Raw genomic sequence first — 21,138 nt, forward strand, 5'->3', positions numbered from 1 at the left:
GACCATTAACGACTAATCAATATTTACCACGCCCCAACATTTAGGAAATTTGCTACAACCAAAAAAGGCCTGACCTTGATTCAGGCCTTTTTTTGCAACACGTTCAACCATTTCTCCATGACATTTTGGACAGGTAGGTACTTGCTCTGGAACAACTGTATGATTGGTTGCACTAGACTTGCTCGTCTCACGCTCATTAGTTTTAAGGTCATTGCGCAATAGCTCAGACTCTACAACCTCAAACGGTGTAAGAAACACTTTATTAGCCATATCATATGGTGTATTTGTCTGCTGAGTACTAAAACTATCAATTGGTAAATCGCTAGATTCAATTTCAGTTTGACCAGACCATTGCAGCACTTCTCGGCTTTTCAGCGTGGCTCGTTTAGCGGTTTCTTTTATTACTGGCTCGAGTGTAGGCTTACTGGCAGTTTTAGCAATTGTTTTATCAGTGGAGTTACTGCTAGGCTGTTTGTTTGAGAGGCTATGCTTGTCTTTTAGATAGGCTTTATGCTCTCTATTGGTGCGCCAAGATTTGCTGAATCTGTTGCTATTAATCTGCTCAACGATAGACTTGACCTCGTCTTCAGTCAGTATCTCATCTTGTTTCTTCTTCACATAAGAGACCATCCCACCTGTCAATACGTGTTCGGGCAACTCATCACGAGTTTTTAGCTCACACTTCCCGATAAAAGCAATCATCGAATGGAAGTAGCTCAGCTCCAAGCCTAATAGATCCGCGAGCGTCTTAATGTGCAAGTAGTTTTGACGCAATGGGTTCTGAAATTTAAACTTACTTCCATTTGGGAAAGCTTGCGTCCACTGCTTTTGCTTCTCGCTACCATATATCCAGCCTTTATAATTTTTGGTTTCAATCACAAAGATGCCGTATACAGAAACGATGATATGATCGATTTGGGTACTGCCACCATTAGCTCGTGGCAAGGTAATACCGTTTAATCGGTGATAGACATCTTTTTCAAGTTTTAGCCACATGGCGACATTGATAACGGTCTCGCCTAGAAAGCCTTTGAAAGTGGATTTGAGGGACATGGTTTTTTTCTTGAAAGTGGTTATGAAAAAATAAATAACGTTCAATATCAATATACTAATTACTTTTGGTTAAAATTACCGATCTACAATTGCTGTTCTGACGATAGTTAAACCAATGACGCCAAGCAACGCCCCTGTAACTTTATCGATGTAATAAGCAACTTGGGTAAATTTAGCGCGTACTTTGCGAGTCGACAATAGAAATATGACGGCAGTGTCCCATGCGAATACCACAACAGTCATCCAAACACCTAAGCCCAATTTGAACACAAAACTTATTTCTGGTGTCAACACTACAGTGAATAAACTGAGATAAAAGAGTAGATTTTTAGGATTAAATATTCCAGACAAAAACCCTGCAGTAAATTCCTTTAAAAAAGTTGTCTTAGGTATATTTGAATGGGCTGATTGGGCTACCTGAAATTGGTCATACGCATCTTTTCGTGCGCGTAACGCCTGTATCCCAAGGTACATTAAAAACAACCCACCAATGATTTTTAGCGTAATCATAATAGGTGCAGAGGCGGCTAAAATTGAGCCAACACCAATTAGACATAGACCAATGTACACTGCATTAGCAAAGGTGATACCGAGCGCAACCCCTATTGCGTCTTTACTGTCGTTCTTAATCGCACTCTTTACGATCAATACAAAATCTGGTCCAGGACTCAATAGTGCAAGAAAATGCGCCAAGCCGACCGTGATAAAAATACTCAACAAATCCCAGTTCATAATTATTCCGTACTCTGTTTTTTTTAATTATGGACTAAATACCACTATGAATACACTGATTATTTAGCCAATAAAAAAAGCCACCAGATTTCTCTAGCAGCTTTTTTATTTATAACTTTTTTAACGGATTACACCAAACTATTCACCGCTTCAACCACAGCATCAGTCGTAATACCAAACTCTTTGTATAACTGGTCTGCAGGAGCAGATTCGCCATAAGTGGTCATACCGATGACTTTGCCATCTAGACCAACGAACTTATACCAGTAATCTACATGCGCGGCTTCGACTGCTACACGAGCACGGATATTGGCAGGCAATACCGCTTCACGATAGCTAGCATCTTGCTCAACGAAAATCTCTGCACATGGCATAGAAACGACACGTACGCCAACAGCATTTGCGCTTAGTGCTTCATACGCTTCCATCGCTAGGCCAACTTCTGAACCAGTAGCGATGATGATGGCTTGTAGCTCGCCTTGCTCTTTTGCAAGTACATAACCACCTTTCGTGATGTTCGCTACTTGCTCGCTATCACGGGCTTGATGTGGCAAGCTTTGACGACTAAAAATCAATGCTGATGGATTATGTTCAGACTTAATGGCCTCAACCCAAGCACTGGCAGATTCGGTCGCATCACAAGGACGCCATGTGCGTAGATTTGGCGTAGTACGTAAGCTAGTCAACTGCTCAACTGGCTGGTGCGTCGGGCCATCTTCACCTAAACCAATTGAGTCATGAGTATAGACATGAATCACACGCTGCTTCATGAGTGCACCCATGCGTACCGCGTTACGTGCGTATTCCATAAACATTAAGAAAGTCGCGACGTAAGGGATAAAGCCGCCATGCAATGCAATACCATTGGCAATCGCAGTCATACCGAACTCACGTACGCCGTAATAGATATAGTTGCCGTCAGCATCTTTTTCGATGCCTTTCGCGCCTTTGAATAGCGTCAGGTTTGAGCCAGCTAAATCCGCTGAACCGCCTAGCAATTCTGGCAATAATGGCTGTAAGGTATTAATCGCATTTTGACTGGCTTTACGACTGGCAACATCACCACCTGCTTCTTGCGTTTGCTGAATATAAGCTTGTGCTTGGCTATCAAAGTCAGCTGGCAAGTCACCATTTAAACGGCGTAATAGCTCAGACGCCAGTTCAGGATAGGCTTTTTTATACGCGTCAAAGTCAGCTTCCCAGTTTTTCTGTTGTACGTCGCCTTTGGCTTTAGCATCCCACGCTTCATAGATTTCGTCATCTAATTCAAATGGAGCATGCTTCCAAGATAGCGCATCACGGGTCAAGACAATTTCGTCATCACCAAGTGGCGCACCATGGCTAGCCGCTAAGCCTTGCTTGTTTGGACTACCAGCACCGATTGTGGTTTTACAAATCAGAAGACTTGGTTTGGTAGTTTCTTTAAGCGCTTGTTCAGTTGCCTGCGTGATCGCATCCGCATCATGACCATCTACTTTGATAACTTGCCAGCCGTATGACTCAAAGCGCGCTTGCGTATCATCAGTGAACCAGCCTTCGACATTACCATCGATAGAGATGCCATTGTCATCATAGAAGAACACTAACTTGCCAAGACCTAACGTGCCAGCCAGTGAGCACACTTCATGACTGATACCTTCCATCAAGCAACCATCGCCTAAGAATGCATAGGTATTATGGTCAACGATGTTGTGGCCATCACGATTGAACTGTGCGGCTAAGGTTTTTTCAGCGATAGCAAAACCAACGGCATTAGCAATACCTTGTCCTAGTGGACCAGTAGTTGTTTCGACACCAGGTGTATAGCCAAGCTCAGGATGGCCTGGGGTTCTTGAATGCAACTGACGGAAACCTTTCAGATCATCAACGCTGACGTCATAGCCAGATAAATGTAGCAATGAGTAAATAAGCATTGAGCCATGGCCGTTCGATAAGACAAAGCGATCACGGTTGTGCCATTGTGGATCGGTTGGGTTGTGCTTCAGAAACTTGCGCCACAAAACTTCGGCAATATCAGCCATACCCATTGGCGCGCCTGGATGTCCAGAGTTGGCTTTTTGAACCGCATCAAACGACAGTACACGGATGGCATTGGCTAATTTACGTTCGCTAATTGGAGCTGGCATAGAGTGTCCTAGTATTGGGCTAAGAGGAGAGTTTACTCAAAGGAGTATAAGCATAAGGACGCCAAATGCGCCCCCAAGTTATAGACTATAAAATCAAAGTGCAATATTAACATATTTGCTATAGGGCTAGCTAAGAAATGGTATGACAGAATCGTTTGTGTTTAATAATTATTCATATCAGTTTTATCAAACTACCCTATATTAAAAAGCTGTGAGTCATCTTAGTAACTCACAGCTAGTACAAGCAATATAGATATTAAACTGAAATAGTCTCAGCACCGCCCATAAACGGACGCAATACTTCTGGAATGGTGATACTACCATCAGCATTTTGATGGTTTTCCATGACTGCCAATAGCGTACGACCAACGGCCAAACCTGAACCGTTTAGCGTATGAGCCAAGCTGGTTTGTTTACCATCTTTGACACGTGTTCCCATACGGCGCGCTTGGAAATCACCGCAGTTAGAGCAGCTTGAGATTTCACGGTAGGTATCTTGGCTCGGTAACCATACTTCGATGTCATAAGTTTTTTGCGCGGCGAAGCCCATATCACCCGTACATAACTGCACGGTGCGATATGGTAGATTAAGCTGCTGCAAGATGTATTCAGCCTGCCCTGTCATTGCCTCTAGTAAGTCATCAGATTGCTCAGCGGTAGCGATGTTAACCATCTCGACTTTTTCAAACTGATGCTGACGGATCAGACCACGAGTATCACGCCCATGAGAGCCCGCCTCACTACGGAAACAAGGCGTATGCGCAGTAAACTTAAGCGGTAATTCACTGATGTCCAAACGCTCGCCACGTACCAAATTGGTCATTGGCACTTCAGCAGTAGGAATGAGATAGAAGTCCATGTCTTCATTGTTTGTGTGATTTTTCAGCTTAAATAAATCATCTTCAAACTTTGGCAGCTGCCCCGTACCTTTGAGGCTGTCTGAATTCACAATATAAGGCACATAGGTCTCAAGATAGCCGTACTTCATGGTATGGGTATTGAGCATAAATTGAATCAACGCGCGATGCATCTGTGCTAATTGTCCTTTTAGTACATTAAAGCGGCTGCCAGTCAGCTTAGTCGCGGCTTCAAAGTCGAGCATACCAAGTGTCTCGCCAATATAAGTGTGATCTTGAATCTCGAAGTCAAAAGTACGAGGCGTGCCCCACTTGCGCACTTCTACGTTATCATCTTCTGACGTACCCACTGGCACATCGGCTGCTGGAATATTTGGAATTTGCATAGCAGCTTTGTTGATACGCTCTTGTAGAGTGCGCAGCTCGTCTTCGGCTGTTTTAATCTCACCACTGACATTCTGCATCTCAGCCAATAGCTCACTGGCATCTTCGCCTGATTTTTTCAAAGCACCCACTTGCTTAGCACCCGCATTACGGCTCGACTGCAACTCTTCGGTTTTGATCTGCAAAGATTTACGTTCTGACTCAACTGTTTGCCAAAAATCTATATCAAGTGCATAACCACGAGTGGCCAGTTGCTGTTGTAAATCGCTTAAATCGCCGCGTAAGAGTTTTGGATCAATCATAATAGTTGCCTGTAACGCTAGAAGTGAGGAAGAGGTTCGAAAGTGTTATTTTTAAAGGTGCTGATTTTATCAAAATAAGTGATAGCCGCTATAATACCAAGACACAGCAGATTTGACCATGTTTTGACCTCTGCTGATTGAATTTTCATTTATTACTTTCATTATCTGTAGCCAGTTACATTTACTTTAAATGCATCTCTCAAAGTTCAGCTTACCTCAATAAGCCTCGCCCATCTTTATTAAAACCATTAATATCACCTCTATCAACGAACAGAGCGGCTTATATGTTTCATTTAGGGGTACTTTTCGGTAAGATAAGCGCATACCTTTTATTCGACTTCTAGCCAAGTACGACGTAGCTGCTACGTTTTGTCGATTTAAACCCAACACTTTCAATACAAGTATTTGAGAAACCTTTATGGCCTTGTACCCCTATACGCTACAACCTGTCGCCTTAAACCTAACTGAGGCAGAATTTCACCAAGCACAATACGAGCTATTTGCCAGTGCTAGCCCTTCTTTCGGTCTAAAAAGTATCAAAATGAAAGAATGGATCATTATGGCGGTAACCGTGGTACTAGCGATCGCAGGGTTGGTTTTTGTCACCGGCTACTCAACCATTATCTTTTGGCTGATGCTAGTTTCAGTCGTCATTTATTTACTGGTTCGTACCCTTGGCTTTAAATGGTATGTGAAAAGAGAGTTTGACAAGCAGGTGGCTGACCAAGAAATGCCAGACGAGATGCGTCAGATGAAATTGGGCGTACAAAAGCATGGCCTCGTCATGGCGATGCCAGTGAATCAGCCTGACACATTTAATAACAACCAAATGCGCGGCATGCAAATGCGAGCAGGCACGACCCAGCAAGCCGTCATTCCATGGTCAGCTGTCAAAAGCTGGGATGAGACGGACGACTATATCTTTATGATGTTTGAGATGAAAGGTCAACAAGGCAGCCAAATTGTGCCAAAGCGCTTAGAAGCACAGAAGTTTCCGATCGATACGGTACGTCAGCATTTGCAAGAAGTTATCCCCGTTAAAGGTTTAAACCCTGAAAACTTACAGCCGCCAGCATAAAATAGTAGAAGACTTCTTTATCGCTTACTATATGAGCGATAAAGAAATGAGCAATAAAAAATGCTTTTTACAAAACCAATCATAATTATAAATTTATTGAAATTAACTTATCGATGGTGCTCTGCTATTATAATAGCTATCAAAAGCAAGGTGATAACTGCTCTAAATTATATGAATGTATAGTTATGATTTTAGCTTAAGCTGAGGCCATTCTATATGGCAGTTTTATCATACTATTTTCTAAGATTGTTACTTTTTAAGGCTGAAAAGCGTTAATATATTAAAGAGCATAGTAATGCAGCACACGAGTTGCTACACTTCTCATCTTCTTCACTTAATGTTTTATCTCAACACTCAAACTATAAGGATAATATTATGAGTAACGCTACTAATCAAATCGGTCTAGAAAAAGCTGACATGAGCGAAGTCATTGCACAACTAAACAATTTATTGTCAACTTATCACGTCTTTTATTTAAACGTCCGTGGCTATCACTGGAATGTAAAAGGTGAGCATTTTTTCACTTTGCATCCAAAGTTTGAAGAACTGTATACCGCGCTACAGTTACAAATTGATGAAATTGCTGAGCGTATCTTAACTTTGGGCGGCACACCGCTGCATGCTTATAGCGATTTTACTCAGCATACTAGCATTCAAGAAGATAAAAATGTCAAAGATGGCAATGCTTGTGTGAAAGGTGTGGTAACTGGTTTACAAGCTTTAATTACAGAGCAGCGTAAAGTATCTGCTCTAGCAGCAGACAGTGAAGATCAAGGGACAGCTGACCTCGTAGATGCCTATGTACAAGAGCAAGAAAAGCTCATCTGGATGTATAACGCCTTTTTGGGTTAATCATTGCTAAAAAAACAGTACATCACTAAAATCTAGATCATAAAAAAGCACCTACTTTAGGTGCTTTTTTTGTGCTTGCTGTTGCTAATGAAACCTTACTTTTGCATCCATTGACGCATTTTTTCGCGCTCAGCAGGCGTGGCTTGTAACCAAATTTGCATAAATTGATCTAAGGTATTAGCAGATGAATTCACGCTAGTGGTTTGCTTAGTAGTCGCTACCGTACCCGTATTCACACTTGGTTGATCTAATGCGGCAATCGCACGCTGATTCTGTAGCTCTGCATCATCTGCCCCGCCAAACACACCGCCGAACGCCTTGCCTAAACCTGACAACAATCCACCTTGATTACCAGCGATACCTTGCTGACTTGCAACCACAGTATTGTTTTTCTCTACTGCCAGTATCGGACGTTTGGCATATTCTTTAGCTGCTGCATACTCTTCTGGCTGATTCGGCATGGTCAGACGATAGGTTTGATTGTCCGCCAATTCTGCCGTCACGCTCACATTACCCGAACGTAAATAGTCATGCTCATCACGGCGCAAGTCATATAAGCGATCATACTTCGCAGTAATCGCATGTTGACCCGGCTGAAGCGTAAACTTTTTAGTCAATGGTTGAAAAGCGCTCTGCTGCACTTCTTGCCCATTGATAGCCGTGACTTTGATATGGTCATCAACCAGTAGCGTTACTTCAGCATGCGACAGCATAGAGACAGAGCCTGCACCAATAAGCAACGTGCTGATGGTCAGTTTTTTTAGCAAAGAAGCATTGGATTTCATAAGTGATTCCATTAATAGTGAAAACGTTTTGGCAATAGTAAAAGCGCTTTGGATAAAAGACTTTAGTTTTTAATGCTAAAAATCGAGTGGCATCGTATGTTGATCTTGTTCCGCTGAATCATTATCTACTTGTGTCTCTTGCGCAATATCAGCAAGCTCTGCTGCTAGTGTCTGCTCATCAATGGTACGCAATGCGTCAGTGATGACGGCTTTGGATATATTGCTACGCCCAAGGTTCGAAAACATCGGCTGAATATAATTGAGTACTTCCATCATCGCACCGATGCGATGTGGTCCTTCAGTAAGCAAATAATCAATAATTCGATCATCAAACTGCCAACCACGTCGACGCAAGATAGATTGTAATAACGCCTGACGGTCAGCTAAGTCATGACCATTGGGTACTTTAAACGTAGGTGCTTGTGCCAAACGAGTCAGCAAATCCCTCAATTGAAAGGGCAAATCACCAGCAGGCTTATTGGCTGCAAACAACAATTGACGCTGACCTTCACGACTGCGATTAATCAAATGAAATAAGGCTTCTTGCCATTGACTGCTTTGCTCCAGCACCTCTAGATCATCGATCGCGATTAGATCGAAGTTTTCTAGAGAGGAGAGGACGTGCACATCGGTATGAATCAATTCATTGAGTGACAAACAAATCGCTGACTTGTCCATCTCAATAAATGACTCACAGATAGCGGATAATAAGTGCGACTTGCCCGTAGCAGGACTGCCAAATAGGTACAGCTGACCGATCAGGCCGACATGTAGTTGCCGCACTGCATCAATAATCGACATCCAACCAGGACCGGCGAAGTCACTTAGACTTGCATCATGCTTAATGTCCAGATTGAGACTTAGCTGTGCTTCTGCCATGAATCATCAACTCGTTTTGCGTAATGCAATAAATAAAAGGATAAATTATTAATAACTGTCTTCGAGGTACTCTTATACTACCTGATATAAACTTGCTGCGTTAGCATCTCGTTGTTTTAATCAGGAATATATCTGAGAATAACCTAATCAAAAGTCATCTTGTTAACGACCAACTGGATAACGGCTGATACTGTCAATACTGCGCCTATATATAACATATTTGCAAAATGACTGACAAGTCTTTTACCTATTAAGCCTTATCAATCACTATTTATTATCCGTCATCAATTTTACTATCCAATTATGATGACCTCGTTACTCTAACGATAAAATACTTATCTCTTCTCAAACAAAGCCAATTGCTTACGACCCTTATAAAAATCAGTCGAACGATAGTAGATGTATAAATGGCGAAACAGTACATTAAGCACGGCAGACACTGGCAAAGCAATTAGCATACCAACGAAACCCAATAAGCTTGCGCCTGCCAATACTGCAAAAATCACCCAAAGCGGCGATAGACCTATCTTATCACCCAATAGTAACGGCTGTAGAATATAACCTTCTGCGGCTTGCCCAACTAAAAACGCTCCGACAATCAGCGACAAATACGTCCAATTTAGCCCAAACTGGAACAGGCATGCGATAATGGCAGCGATAAAACCAATGCCAAAACCCAAATAAGGAACAAAGCTGGCAATACCGGCAACCATACCAATAATAAGCCCAAGCTCAAGCCCAATAAGCTGTAATTGCACCGCATAAATAGCACCCAATAATACCATTACCAATAGCTGACCTTTGATAAATGCCATCAATGCAAGGTCACACTCTCGAGCAATCTGAATGACTTTTTTGCTATACGCAGCGGGAATTGCCAGCTTCCATATCTGCAGACGCTGATCCCAATTGAACAAAAAATAAAAGGTAAGAATCGGCACTAGCACAATGAGTCCAGCATTATTGATAAAGTTCATGCTCGACACCAATATTTGGTTCATCATGGTACTGGCATCTTCAAACTTATAATTGGTCTGCATGTATTCAACCAATGTCTCAGAAAACCCTTTAGACTCCAACTCTGGCAGATTGATACGACTGTTGTTAACGAACCATTCACGTACGACTTCATTATACCAAGTTAAGACCTTAGGCAGATACTCCCACGCCGCTTGCAACTGATGCCACAAGGTCGGTATCAACCACCAAAGCAGTAGCACCATTCCTAAAGTGATGGTGGAGTAGACAATGATAATCGCCATCCAGCGTTTGATATACTTCGATAAGCGTTTGACCAGCGGATTGAACAAGTAAGCCAGTACGAAAGCAAAGACAAACGGTATAATGACTGGCATCATCAAATACAGTAATATTATACCCACCACCATCGCAACGACAATAAATAAGCGCCGAAAAAAAGGATCTATTGGTTGGTTCATCATGACAAGGAATCCTATGATAGGCTGATTTAAGATGGAGGTATAATTGAAAGAAATGATACGTCTTATCGTACAACAAAAGTATAATAGCGAACTGTTATCGACAATAAATTTAGCGTTCCATTATCGCAGAGTACAGCAAAAAATCCGTCATTTTTTGTTTCTTAACTTTTTATTTACCACTTAAAGTCAGTCTTCGTGAAATATCCGCCAAATATCCGCAAGTTGCTTTGCGAGTAAGGGTCATTTTTGGGTATAATGCGCGCACTATATTCAGAATTAACACGACCAACTCGATTTTCTACTGACAGACCTTCATTCCCTATAAAATTTGTGAGATGACCATGAGTAACAAGCCTTCTTTAAGCTACAAAGATGCTGGTGTTGATATTGATGCTGGCGATGCGTTGGTACAACGTATTAAATCAGTGGCAAAAGCCACCTCTCGTCCTGAGGTTGTGGGCGGACTTGGCGGCTTTGGAGCGCTTTGTCGTATACCAACTGGTTACACCTCTCCTCTACTCGTGTCGGGCACTGACGGCGTCGGTACTAAGCTCAAGCTGGCATTACAGCTGAATCGTCATGACACTATCGGCATTGACTTGGTCGCCATGTGCGTCAACGATTTATTGGTTTGCGGTGCAGAGCCATTATTTTTCTTAGATTACTATGCGACTGGCAAGCTTGATATTGATGTAGCAGCGACTGTGGTCACAGGTATTGGCGAAGGCTGTAAGCTATCAAATTGTGCGCTGATCGGCGGTGAGACGGCTGAGATGCCAGGTATGTATCAAGACGACGATTATGACTTGGCAGGCTTTTGTGTCGGTGTGGTCGAAGAAGCAGAAGTCATCACTGGCGAAAACGTCGCGGAAGGCGATGTATTGATCGCTCTTGCCTCAAGTGGTGCACACTCAAACGGTTATTCATTGGTACGTAAAGTCCTCGAAGTCAGCGGCATTGATATGACGAGCAGCGATGAGCAATTAGATGGTCAGCCTATCCAAGACGCGTTAATGGCTCCTACTCGCATCTATGTTAAAGCGATTAAAGCGCTACAAGATACTCTTGGTAGCTCAGCATTACATGCAATGTCACACATCACCGGTGGCGGCTTAACCGATAATTTACCACGTGTATTACCAGAGAATTTAGCTGCTAGCATTGATACAACTAGCTGGCAGTTCTCAGAGCTATTCACTTGGTTACAAACCCAAGGAAATATCGAGCAAAGCGAGATGTACCGCACCTTTAACTGCGGCGTTGGTTTTGTCATTGTCGTGCCTAAAGATAAAGCTGAAGCGGCTATCAATACATTGAATGATGCTGGCGAAAAAGCATGGCAGCTAGGCGAAATGGTGAAGCGCGAAGCGGATGCAGTGGTGTACCGTTAATGCTAGCCAATAACACCAGTTACGCCAACAAGCCTTTGCGCATTGCTGTCTTGGTCTCTGGTAGTGGTAGCAACTTGCAAGTATTAATCGATGCCATGCAAGCTGGCGCACTGCCGATTGAGATTGTTGGCGTCATTAGTAACCGTGAGGATGCTTATGCCATCACCCGTGCAAAAGACGCTGACATTCCTGTGGCAATATTGTCACATGTTGCTAGCGGCAAACGCATGGGAATCAAGACTTTTGAGACTCATGCCAGCAGCCAACTAGCCTTATGGCAACCAGATCTCATTGTATTAGCTGGTTTTATGCGTGTCTTGAGTGCAGATTTTATCGATAATGCACCAACGCCGATGATTAATCTGCACCCCTCTTTACTACCTATCTATAAAGGCCTCGATACCCACCAGCGTGCGATACAAGCAGGTGAGCGACATCATGGCTGTAGTATTCATGTCGTCACCGCTGAGCTCGACGCGGGTACTGTTTTGACCCAAGCGCTGTTAGAGATACATCAAAGAGACACTGCCGATAGCTTGCAAGCACGCGTGCAAAAGCTTGAGCATCAATTGCTCCCTTGGACGATTTTATTATTGGCCGAAGGCGCACTCTCGCTAGACCATGCTCAAGCAGCCAATCAACAAAGTATGTCTTTACCAACGCTACCGTTAAAACTATATTTGAACGACTGAGTAAACAGCGACAGTCACAAATTATCAGGCACCAACTGTCAAACTTAAACTCTTCGCATAAAAAAGCCCAGTCACTCAATGAATGACTGGGCTTTCTAATAGCTACCTTTAAAATCTTCTAAAGCATATTAATCCCGAAGACGTCAGCTATTATTGACTTTTATGAACATGTAGCCCTTTAATATTTACAAATTCTTTGATACCAAAACCGCCATGCTCGCGACCATGACCTGAGTTTTTCACTCCACCAAATGGCAACGCTGGATTTGCAAGACCGTAACCATTGATGTAGACCATGCCCGTATCAAACTCTTCACGCGCTAGGCGAATGGCTTTGTCTTCGTCTTTAGAGAAGATGGCACCGCCCAAACCGTAGCGACTGTCATTGGCAATGCGTAATGCATCATCTTGGTCTTTGGCTCGTATTAATGAGGCGACAGGACCAAATAATTCGTCATCATAGGCAGGTTGGCCTTTTTCGACATTCTCCAAGATAGTTGCTGGATAAAAACTGCCTTTACCTTCTGGCAATTGACCACCAACAGCAATCGTTGCGCCTTTTGCCACACTGTCTTCTACTTGCTCATGCAATTTTTCTTGTAAATCTTTGCGGGCTAATGGACCAAGATCAGAGGCATCATCCATCGGATCACCAGATTTAGCATCTGCAAATTTTTTGACAATGCGTTCACGGAAATCATCGTATAAGCTATCAACGACGATAAAGCGCTTAGCGGCGACACAAGTTTCACCATTATTAATGAGACGCGCTTGGGTACAAGTTTCTACCGCTAACTCTACATCAGCATCTTCTAAGACAATAAAGGCATCGTTTGAGCCTAATTCTAGCACCACCTTTTTAATGGCTTTTGCTGCTTGCTGACCCACAATGCTACCAGCGCCGTCGCTACCTGTCAGTGTGACACCGCGCACTTTGTCATGACCGATTAATGCTTCTGATTGGTCGTGATCGATTAAAATCGTACGGAACAAATCGTTTGGTAACTCTGACTCATGGAAGATTTTTTCGATTAACAAGCCTGAACCAGTCACGTTTGACGCGTGCTTGAGTAAAATACTATTACCTGCCATCAAATTTGCGATGGTATAACGGAATACTTGGTAAGCAGGAAAGTTCCATGGCTGCATGCCATAGATGACACCGATAGGCTGATAGGTCACAATACCTTTTTTCAAGCCTTCAATATCACGCTCATCGTCAGCAAGTGCAGCCACCCCTTTTTCTGCTGTATAGTCACAAATTGCTTTACACAAATCTATTTCTTGCAAACTCTGACTATAGAGCTTACCACGCTCCTCAGTCATGAGTTTAGACAACTCTTCTTTGTACTTGACCAATGTCTCACCGATAGAATTGATAACTTTTGCGCGCGCTTCATGGCTGGTTTTACGCCACTCAGTAAATGCTTGGTGCGAGGATTCAACAATATTGTTCACCTCATCATTACTCATGTAATTGTATTCTTTGATCGCTTCACCCGTTGCTGGATTTATAGTAGTAATATCTGCCATGATTGTTATCCTTATTTATTAAACTATTTTATTGATTTAAAAATTGATCGCTTAAACATCTGAAAACTTAGAAACACATAAACCAAGAATAGTCATTTTTATAAACGCATCTGGTTAAATTGAACAACTTCATCAACGATTTTATGAAATCCAATACTGTCGTATAACTTAACAATAGGCTATGTATTTGTGTTTTTTCTTAAGTGGGATTTATCATAGCAAAATGTACAACGAGTAGTTTTACAAGTTATAAAGAAGTGTTCGTAAGATGTTAAGAATGTGACTGTCCGATTTATTAGGTCAAAATCTTGGACGAGATTTTTCAGTAAAATTACGCCAATAAAAAACCAGCGCTTGAGCTGGTTTAATAAATAGGCAATTGATAACCAAAAATAAATGGCTTAAAACAAATGATTCATTACAGGAATTTCTTGGGGTGGATTTTCTTCTTCATCAACAATTTGACGAGCCACATGCATGATAAGCTGACGCAACCAACGATGAGCGGGATGATGCTGTAACAAAGGCGACCACGCCATTGTTAGCTCAAATTCAGGGATAAAAAATGGTGGCTCGACCATCATGATACTGTCGTTATTAGCCTGCATTTTTGCCACACGCGTAGGCAAAGTTGCAACCAAATCTTTATTGGCTGCAAGCATGGCTGGCATTTGATAGTGGCGGGTAAAAACACTGATTTGACGTTTTTGACCTAAACGTTGCAGTGCTTGATCAATTGAACCTAGGCCACCAGATTTTTCTGGATTGACACCAAATCCCACACCCATACCAGTTTTAGAGACCCAAACGTGCTGCGCCTTAAGATAATTTTTGAGATTAAAGCGATGAGCATAGGGACTGTCAGAGGACAATAGGCAGCTAAAGGTATCACGCCAGACCAAAACTTGGTGGAAACTTTGCGGAATTTCATTAAAGCGGTTGATCGCCAAATCCACTCGCCCCTGCTCCATATCACGATATGAGACGTCCGATGGCGTTAGGAAATCCAAGATGACATTTGGTGCCTCTGAGCGCAATGCTTTGACCAATTTTGGTACCAATGTCGCTTCAGCATAGTCTGAGGTCATGATACGAAAAACGCGCGAGGTACTATAAGGGCGAAACTCAGTACGTGGCTCTAATACTTGTGTCAAATCTGCCAGTATTTCACGGATACGAGGCTGTAACTCCAAAGCGCGTTCAGTCGGCGTCATGCCTTCGGATGAGCGTACCAGCAACGGATCATTAAATAGCTTACGCAGCCGGCGCAAAATATTACTCATCGCAGGTTGGGTAATGCCAAGCTGCTCAGCTGCACGAGTGACGTTTTTTTCTCGTAACAACACATCTAGATGTACCAATAAATTTAAATCTACCCGCTGCAAATTCATATATGTCTCTTTACCTTAAAATAAATACCACTACAAACGCGGCGTTTTTTGCCCTGTTATTTAGTATAAATCATCTATAACAGCATGAAATAAGGACAATTTTATATTAATTATTTTGATATACGCTTATTATAACTGAAATCATTCATTATAAGTCATTGTTTTATATATACTATCATAAAATTAAATACCCAAGATAATAATCATAAACTAGATAAATCAAGGCAACCTAGCTATAGTGGCTAGCAAGCACTTAATTAGTCCTTGTTTAATGTTAGGCTGTCGCCGTGCGTTTTGATGGATTGACTACCACAGGTATTTTATCGCATTTTCATGCGGAAATACGGACATAACATTTATTACGCAAACTTAATTTTTTGCTCTCATTTGTTTTTAAGCTTGAATGAGTAGTTGGCACTTTTTAGGGCAATAAGCACTTTAACAGTTAAAAAGACTTATAAAAAAGCGCATTCAACCTAAAACGAAAGACCTAATAATAAAAGCTGACCAATTCGACAGGTTTTATTTGCTTTTATCATAATTTTCTTATAGTTTAGTAGAGATTGCTAACGCACAAGGTTTATATTTTAGATTTTTACTTCTGCCAGCATCTTTCTACATATATCAAAATTACCTCAATACTTGTAATTTTCTAAGTTACTAATTTTCACCACCCCAAGGAGACATAGATGTCAACTGCATATAAATCAGCGATCGACTTAGTACGTGAATTAAAGCAAAAGCACGGTAACTGGCAGAATATCAGCGAAACCGATGCGGCACGTATGATGTCACAAAACCGTTTTAAAACGGGCTTAGATATCGCCAAATATACTGCAAAAATCATGCGTCAAGACATGGAAGACTATGACAATGATACGTCTCAGTACACGCAGTCTTTAGGTGCATGGCATGGTTTTGTGGCTCAACAAACCATGTACGCTAAGAAAAAATATTTCGGTACTACGTCTAAAACTTACATCTACCTATCAGGTTGGATGGTTGCAGCCCTTCGCTCTGAGTTTGGTCCTCTTCCTGACCAATCTATGCACGAAAAAACCTCTGTACCTAAGCTAATTGAAGAAATCTATACCTTCTTGCGTCAAGCTGATGCTAAAGTATTGAACGACTACTTCCGTGAGCTAAATGCTGCAGAAGAAGCGGGTCAAGATACCTCAGCCATCCTAGAAAAAATCGAAAACTTTGACTCACATGTTGTGCCAATCATTGCTGACATCGATGCAGGTTTCGGTAACGAAGAAGCCACTTACTTGCTAACTAAGCAAATGATCGAAGCTGGTGCTTGTGCTATTCAGGTTGAAAACCAAGTATCTGACGCTAAGCAATGTGGTCACCAAGCGGGTAAAGTCACTGTACCGCATGAAGACTATATCGCAAAAATCAACGCTATTCGTTATGCATTCTTAGAGCTTGGTGTTGAAGACGGCGTTATCGTTGCTCGTACTGACTCTGAAGGCGCGTCACTCACGCAAAAAATCCCAGTATCAAATGAGCCAGGCGACCTTGCTTCTCAGTACATCGATTTTATCGAGATGGAAGAAGTCACGCTAGAAAACGCCAAAGAGAACGACAGCTTGCTTAAGCATAACGGCAAACTAGTACGTCCAGTTCGTCTTCAAAATGGTCTATATCAATTCCGTGAAGAAACGAACATCGACCGTGTCGTACTTGACTGTGTAACGGCTCTAGAAAATGGCGCTGATCTACTATGGATCGAAACACCGACTCCAGACGTCGCACACATCAAAATGATGGTTGATCGTATTAAAGAGCAACAGCCAAAAGCCAAGCTTGTATACAATAACAGCCCATCATTCAACTGGACACTGAACTTCCGTAAGCAAATCATCGCTCAGTGGGAAGAAGAAGGCAAAGACCTATCTGCCTACAATAAAGATGACTTGATGAGTGCTGATTACGATGGTACTGAACTTGATACAGCAGCTGACGAAGCGGCTAGAAACTTCCAACGTGATGCATCACGTGAAGCAGGTGTGTTCCATCACTTAATCACGCTACCTACTTATCACACCACTGCGCTTAGCGTGCATGAGCTTGCTAAAGGCTACTTCGGTGAAGATGGTATGCTTGCTTATGCTGCTGGCGTACAACGTAAAGAAATCCGTGAAGGCATCGCTTGTGTGAAACACCAAGCAATGGCTGGTTCTGACCTTGGTGATGATCACAAAGAGATTTTCTCAGGTGAAAACGCCCTTAAAGCTGGCGGCGGCAAGAACACAATGAACCAGTTCTAATCACCGACCACTTATAAGTACATCTCGTAAGCACCAGTTATAAAGAAAGCCGTCCTATCTTGTAGGGCGGCTTTTTTATGTCTGCTTATTTGCACTCTATTATTGTAAGATTTTGAGCATTGTGAGCTTGTTAATTCTTAATTTGAGTGCTTATTATCCTTACTATCAGTCTCTTTCATATTATTGCTATAATCCTCTACCTGACTGCTCTGTATACCGAGTGAATCGTGACTTTTTGGATTTTCACCCATCAGCTCACGCTTCATATTTTTTATACGGGGATCATGTTTAAAAAATTTACGATAGATTGACTTTATCATTCTGTAAATTAGATAAAAAATACCGCCAAGTACAAGCAACCACCACAGTTGTATCAATCCAAGCGCTACTGATCTAAGTATCTCCCAGCCATCTTTAAATGCTTGACTCACTTGACTACTAAAACTTGGTTGCTCAGCATCTAATAGCACATCCAGATTTTGTGTGGTTTCTTTATAACTGATATCTGGCTGCATAAAGGTCAGGTTAATGGTGCTATATTGAACTTTATCAGCAATAGCCAGTTGCTCAAGCTTGGCAAGCTCTTGCTGACGACGTGCCGCATAAGTCGCGGTAATAGCATCAACATTGCTGCCTTGGTCTTTATCATTTTTACTATTGAGGCGTTCTTGGCTAAGCTCGCTTGCCATATCACTATTTAGCTGGCTCGCTAGCTGTTCACGATAAATATCTAATGTCACATCTTGAGCACTAAACTGCTGCCCATTTAAAAATGCGACTTGCTGTTGTAATTGCGCTAGGAACTTACTGACATTGGCGCGAGGAATACGAACCGTCATGTCAGCTTGACGAGTGTAGGTTGTAAGCGTGATATTTTTATTGCCTTGTACAAAGGTTCGACTATCACGTGGATGATTGCTAATATTGCTAAGTGCCACATAACCAGCCTGTTGCCGTGTCAAACTCTCAATAGCATCACTAGTTTTGACGACATCTTCAACTTTAAAATCAGCACTGGCAGTTATCAATAGCGCTTTGCCAGCAATTTTAATGTCTGCTGCCTGACTACCAAGGGTCTGTTCACTAGTGCTCGATAGGTTTGCAACCTCTAAATCATTACCGTTAGAGGCATTATTAGCTGCCACATCGGACATGATGCCAGCCATCTCACTATCAGCAACCTCCTCCGTTGCAGACTGAACTGACTCCATATCAGCACTACTCTCTGCATATTCAGAAGAGCTATCGCAGCCGCCTATCAATAACACAGACCCAAGCATTATTGGTAGACATAAAACTGATGGAAACAAGGCTTTAGGCAGTAAGATTGCATGAGATTGCTGAGTGTCATACTTCTTTTGATTGCATCGCGTCATTATTTTATAATCCGGCATTTTATGAGATATGGTAAATATATTGGATAAAAATATTTTAGCTTCTATTATAAAGCCAACCACCTTTATCCTACTTTTGTTTAATAATTTACGTTAATTATAATGATTACTTACTAAAAGTATATCTCTAATATTGGCTCAGATTATTTATAGAAAAAATTTTGCTTGTTATTCGCTGATAGCTTTCATACGATGGTAGTCATTCAAATTTATTAAAATAATCGGGAGCCATCATGCAAGAGATAGAGCTAAAGTTTTTGGTACCAGAGTCGCGACTGAAAGGTTTGATGCGCCAAGCACGAGTCAAGTCTTCTGAGGTGACGCAACTGGCTGCCCATTATTATGATACTCCAGACCAACAGCTTGCAGAGGCAGGCATTGGCTTGCGTATCCGTAAAGAAGGCAATGCTTGGGTACAGACCATCAAAGCGGGCGGCGATGGCATTGCAGCACGCTTAGAGCATAATGCGGTACTGGATAATGAACAAGTACAAGCGATGCTCGATAATAATACGCTCATGCCTGATTTAACCATTTATAAAAACACCTCTGTCGCCCCTGCCCTGGCTGAATTTAAGCTAAAAAAACTGGCTAAAAATCTCACACGGTTATATGTGACCGATGTAGAGCGCACCACACGATTGCTAGTGGGTGATAGTGGTAGTGATGGTGATGCAAATAACCATGTCGAGATGGCGTACGATTATGGAGAAATTATTCACGGTAATGATGATACTCAGCGTGATGCTATTCAAGAGATTGAGTTTGAGCTAATATCAGGAGATATCGATTTTTTATTTGCAACCGCCAAAACTTGGTGTAAGCGCTACAAGCTTTGTTTGTCTACGGTGACCAAGGCTGAGCGCGGTGGTTTACTCATCACAGAACAGCAGCATAGTCCAGCTGTCCACGCTGACCTTGATCAGCTAAATATCGATAAAAAAATCAGCATGCCTGCTTTTGTGCGCGCAGCGGTACATAACTGTCTGTTGCAAATACTGCCCAATAGCAGCGCTATCGTCGCTGGCAGCGAAGACGACGACCATGCATTACAACTATACATTGGTATTACCCGCTTACAAGCTGCCCTACAAGCATTTGCCAGCTATTCTGACGAAATCAATCCAGACTGGCTGCCGATACTAAAACCAACAGCCATGTTATTGAATGAATATCGAGAGCTTGCCCATCTTGCCTCACATATAGAGCCTAATTTACAACAGCAAGGTGCACCTACAGTCGATTGGGCAACAGATATGGATGCGCTGAAGATTACTCCGAAAGATGCCATCAGTGCCAACGATTTTCAGCTGACCTTACTTGAGCTGATCGCCTTTACCATGAGCGACCCAAGCCTTGAACCGCAAGCTGATCAACTCGCCGTCGATAAACTGGCAAAAACCTTATCCAAACAGCAGGCAAAGCTTGGCAAGGCAGTACAAGAGCTACAGAGTAAAAAAGACGTTGGCTCAGATAACATTAATATAGAAAGCAATGATTTAAAAGATGATGATTTACAAAGTGTTGACTTAGACGATAGTGACTTAGAAAACGTAGATTCAAAAAGTGACGATATAGAAAATATTGATCTAGACGATAATAATGCAGAGCACGAGCTGCATGAGCAGTTAACCACCTTACTTTATATCAGTGAGTTTGCTACGCCATTATTAGATAAGAAAAAGTCAAAAAAGAAAAAAGCCAAGAAGGAAAGTAAACGCTGGCTAAAATACTTAGCAAAAGCGCAAAAGACTTTGAATAAATATCATAATCATAAAATGTACCAACAGCGCTATCAGTTGAAATCAGAGACAGATAGCAATGCCCTATATGGCGCTGGTTGGTTTGCCGCCATGCTAACAAGAGATCATAAGCGCAGCGAAAAACGCTTGGCTAAAGTAATAGATAGCTCGATATTTTAGTAAAAATACTAATATCATCATGAACCAAGCCAAGCCTAGGATAAAAAAG

At 42.1% G+C, this 21,138-nt stretch carries 16 protein-coding genes; 6 read left to right on the forward strand and 10 right to left on the reverse strand.

The window, feature by feature from the left end:
• Positions 1-12: 12 nt before the first annotated feature.
• The 4 genes from JMW85_RS10940 to serS form a co-directional block, all read right to left on the reverse strand.
• Positions 13-1,053, reverse strand: a complete 1,041-nt coding sequence (locus JMW85_RS10940; RefSeq protein WP_201581762.1) for a nuclease-related domain-containing protein — start codon at positions 1,051-1,053, stop codon at positions 13-15.
• 75 nt (positions 1,054-1,128) lie between these two features.
• The gene (locus JMW85_RS10945) at positions 1,129-1,785 is read right to left on the reverse strand and encodes a LysE family translocator (protein ID WP_045453120.1); all 657 of its coding nucleotides are present in this window, start codon (positions 1,783-1,785) and stop codon (positions 1,129-1,131) included.
• A 128-nt stretch (positions 1,786-1,913) separates the two neighbouring features.
• Positions 1,914-3,911, reverse strand: coding sequence for a transketolase (gene tkt / locus JMW85_RS10950; protein WP_201581763.1), 1,998 nt, complete (start codon positions 3,909-3,911; stop codon positions 1,914-1,916).
• A gap of 256 nt (positions 3,912-4,167) precedes the next feature.
• A complete protein-coding gene (serS, locus tag JMW85_RS10955) occupies positions 4,168-5,454 on the reverse strand; it encodes a serine--tRNA ligase (RefSeq protein WP_201502673.1) in 1,287 nt (428 codons plus the stop codon).
• Positions 5,455-5,872: 418 nt separating this feature from the next.
• Here serS and JMW85_RS10960 point away from each other — a divergent pair, with 418 nt between their 5' ends.
• Together JMW85_RS10960 and JMW85_RS10965 are read left to right on the forward strand one after the other, a co-directional pair.
• On the forward strand, positions 5,873-6,532 hold the full coding sequence (locus JMW85_RS10960; protein ID WP_055125130.1) for a YcxB family protein: 660 nt from the start codon (positions 5,873-5,875) through the stop codon (positions 6,530-6,532).
• A 375-nt stretch (positions 6,533-6,907) separates the two neighbouring features.
• Entirely contained in the window at positions 6,908-7,384 is a 477-nt protein-coding gene (locus JMW85_RS10965) for a Dps family protein (RefSeq protein ID WP_045453127.1), read from the forward strand.
• Positions 7,385-7,479: 95 nt separating this feature from the next.
• Here JMW85_RS10965 and JMW85_RS10970 read toward each other — a convergent pair whose 3' ends face one another.
• The 3 genes from JMW85_RS10970 to JMW85_RS10980 all read right to left on the reverse strand — a co-directional run bounded on the left by JMW85_RS10970 (position 7,480) and on the right by JMW85_RS10980 (position 10,490).
• Positions 7,480-8,169 carry a DUF2057 family protein gene (locus JMW85_RS10970; protein WP_087814453.1) on the reverse strand — a complete coding sequence of 230 codons (690 nt, stop codon included), beginning with the start codon at positions 8,167-8,169 and terminating at the stop codon, positions 7,480-7,482.
• Between the two features lie 75 nt (positions 8,170-8,244).
• The gene (gene hda / locus JMW85_RS10975) at positions 8,245-9,048 is read right to left on the reverse strand and encodes a DnaA regulatory inactivator Hda (RefSeq protein ID WP_060491634.1); all 804 of its coding nucleotides are present in this window, start codon (positions 9,046-9,048) and stop codon (positions 8,245-8,247) included.
• Between the two features lie 335 nt (positions 9,049-9,383).
• Positions 9,384-10,490 carry an AI-2E family transporter gene (locus JMW85_RS10980; protein WP_201581764.1) on the reverse strand — a complete coding sequence of 369 codons (1,107 nt, stop codon included), beginning with the start codon at positions 10,488-10,490 and terminating at the stop codon, positions 9,384-9,386.
• A 341-nt stretch (positions 10,491-10,831) separates the two neighbouring features.
• Here JMW85_RS10980 and purM point away from each other — a divergent pair, with 341 nt between their 5' ends.
• On the forward strand, positions 10,832-11,881 hold the full coding sequence (purM, locus tag JMW85_RS10985) for a phosphoribosylformylglycinamidine cyclo-ligase (RefSeq protein ID WP_201581765.1): 1,050 nt from the start codon (positions 10,832-10,834) through the stop codon (positions 11,879-11,881).
• Positions 11,881-12,573 carry a phosphoribosylglycinamide formyltransferase gene (gene purN, locus JMW85_RS10990; protein WP_201581766.1) on the forward strand — a complete coding sequence of 231 codons (693 nt, stop codon included), beginning with the start codon at positions 11,881-11,883 and terminating at the stop codon, positions 12,571-12,573. The genes purM and purN overlap by 1 nt, the downstream gene beginning before the upstream one ends.
• 150 nt (positions 12,574-12,723) lie before the next feature.
• Here purN and JMW85_RS10995 read toward each other — a convergent pair whose 3' ends face one another.
• Positions 12,724-14,106: an NAD-dependent succinate-semialdehyde dehydrogenase gene (locus JMW85_RS10995; RefSeq protein WP_201581767.1), complete on the reverse strand. Its 1,383-nt coding sequence runs from the start codon at positions 14,104-14,106 to the stop codon at positions 12,724-12,726.
• Between the two features lie 401 nt (positions 14,107-14,507).
• Complete coding sequence (locus tag JMW85_RS11000) at positions 14,508-15,497, reverse strand: LysR family transcriptional regulator (protein ID WP_045444529.1); 990 nt, start codon at positions 15,495-15,497, stop codon at positions 14,508-14,510.
• A gap of 689 nt (positions 15,498-16,186) precedes the next feature.
• Here JMW85_RS11000 and JMW85_RS11005 point away from each other — a divergent pair.
• Entirely contained in the window at positions 16,187-17,773 is a 1,587-nt protein-coding gene (locus tag JMW85_RS11005; protein ID WP_045444527.1) for an isocitrate lyase, read from the forward strand.
• 137 nt (positions 17,774-17,910) lie between these two features.
• Here the strand turns inward: JMW85_RS11005 and JMW85_RS11010 are convergent, their stop codons facing one another.
• Complete coding sequence (locus tag JMW85_RS11010) at positions 17,911-19,053, reverse strand: DUF4349 domain-containing protein (RefSeq protein ID WP_201581768.1); 1,143 nt, start codon at positions 19,051-19,053, stop codon at positions 17,911-17,913.
• A 347-nt stretch (positions 19,054-19,400) separates the two neighbouring features.
• On the opposite strand from JMW85_RS11010, the gene JMW85_RS11015 reads away from it, so the two are divergent.
• Positions 19,401-21,089, forward strand: a complete 1,689-nt coding sequence (locus tag JMW85_RS11015) for a CYTH and CHAD domain-containing protein (RefSeq protein WP_201581769.1) — start codon at positions 19,401-19,403, stop codon at positions 21,087-21,089.
• Positions 21,090-21,138 lie beyond the last annotated feature (49 nt).

Origin of the sequence: Psychrobacter glacincola, from assembly GCF_904846075.1 — a bacterium.
GTDB classification, from domain to species: domain Bacteria; phylum Pseudomonadota; class Gammaproteobacteria; order Pseudomonadales; family Moraxellaceae; genus Psychrobacter; species Psychrobacter glacincola_C.

Excerpts from the sequence above, each read along its gene's own strand:
- JMW85_RS11015 (WP_201581769.1), top strand. The coding sequence starts at position 19,401 with ATGCAAGAGATAGAGCTAAAGTTTTTGGTACCAGAGTCGCGACTGAAA.
- JMW85_RS10965 (WP_045453127.1), top strand. The coding sequence starts at position 6,908 with ATGAGTAACGCTACTAATCAAATCGGTCTAGAAAAAGCTGACATGAGC.
- JMW85_RS10945 (WP_045453120.1), bottom strand. The coding sequence starts at position 1,785 with ATGAACTGGGATTTGTTGAGTATTTTTATCACGGTCGGCTTGGCGCAT.
- hda (WP_060491634.1), bottom strand. The coding sequence starts at position 9,048 with ATGGCAGAAGCACAGCTAAGTCTCAATCTGGACATTAAGCATGATGCA.
- JMW85_RS11010 (WP_201581768.1), bottom strand. The coding sequence starts at position 19,053 with ATGCTTGGGTCTGTGTTATTGATAGGCGGCTGCGATAGCTCTTCTGAA.
- JMW85_RS10995 (WP_201581767.1), bottom strand. The coding sequence starts at position 14,106 with ATGGCAGATATTACTACTATAAATCCAGCAACGGGTGAAGCGATCAAA.
- JMW85_RS11000 (WP_045444529.1), bottom strand. The coding sequence starts at position 15,497 with ATGAATTTGCAGCGGGTAGATTTAAATTTATTGGTACATCTAGATGTG.
- purN (WP_201581766.1), top strand. The coding sequence starts at position 11,881 with ATGCTAGCCAATAACACCAGTTACGCCAACAAGCCTTTGCGCATTGCT.
- JMW85_RS11005 (WP_045444527.1), top strand. The coding sequence starts at position 16,187 with ATGTCAACTGCATATAAATCAGCGATCGACTTAGTACGTGAATTAAAG.
- JMW85_RS10980 (WP_201581764.1), bottom strand. The coding sequence starts at position 10,490 with ATGATGAACCAACCAATAGATCCTTTTTTTCGGCGCTTATTTATTGTC.
- JMW85_RS10970 (WP_087814453.1), bottom strand. The coding sequence starts at position 8,169 with ATGAAATCCAATGCTTCTTTGCTAAAAAAACTGACCATCAGCACGTTG.
- purM (WP_201581765.1), top strand. The coding sequence starts at position 10,832 with ATGAGTAACAAGCCTTCTTTAAGCTACAAAGATGCTGGTGTTGATATT.
- JMW85_RS10940 (WP_201581762.1), bottom strand. The coding sequence starts at position 1,053 with ATGTCCCTCAAATCCACTTTCAAAGGCTTTCTAGGCGAGACCGTTATC.
- serS (WP_201502673.1), bottom strand. The coding sequence starts at position 5,454 with ATGATTGATCCAAAACTCTTACGCGGCGATTTAAGCGATTTACAACAG.
- JMW85_RS10960 (WP_055125130.1), top strand. The coding sequence starts at position 5,873 with ATGGCCTTGTACCCCTATACGCTACAACCTGTCGCCTTAAACCTAACT.
- tkt (WP_201581763.1), bottom strand. The coding sequence starts at position 3,911 with ATGCCAGCTCCAATTAGCGAACGTAAATTAGCCAATGCCATCCGTGTA.